We start from the raw sequence: 523 nt of genomic DNA on the forward strand, positions 1-523 counted from the left end.
GATTGGTAATTTTGGCCAGTGAAGATATCGGCAATGCCAACCCAAACGCCCTACTCCTTGCTGATGCAGCCCTGCGCAGTGTGCAATCCATCGGTATGCCAGAAGCACGTATTATCCTAGGGCAAGTCGTGGTCTATTTAGCAACCAGTGCCAAAAGTAATAGCACGTATAAAGCAATCAATGCAGCGATGGCGTTGGCAGAAAAAGATGCCTCCCCTGTACCGCTACATTTGCGTAATGGCGTGACCAAATTGATGCGCAATCAAGGCTACGGTCAAGGGTATGCTTACCCGCACAATTATCCTAACCACTACTACCCTCAGAGCTACTTACCAGATAATTTGGTTGGTACGAGCTTTTACGAGTTTGCAGATAATCAACGCGAGCAGCATAGCAAACAGTTTATGGAGTGGTTAAAAAGCCAAGCCGCCAGCAATGACTAAAATCAGTAATGACCAAAAACAGTAACGATCAAAAGCAGTGCCTAACTTTGCAAAAAAGATTGAGAAGTGACACGTATAAG

Annotated in this window: 1 protein-coding gene; it reads left to right on the forward strand. The window is 45.3% G+C overall.

What is annotated here, in order from left to right; all coding sequences use genetic code 11:
* Positions 1-443, forward strand: a 443-nt coding sequence (locus ACS8FC_RS20770; protein ID WP_459112994.1) for an AAA family ATPase, incomplete at its 5' end; no start/stop codon positions are given.
* Between the last annotated feature and the right edge of the window lie 80 nt (positions 444-523).

This window comes from Psychrobacter sp. 1Y4, from assembly GCF_051847555.1.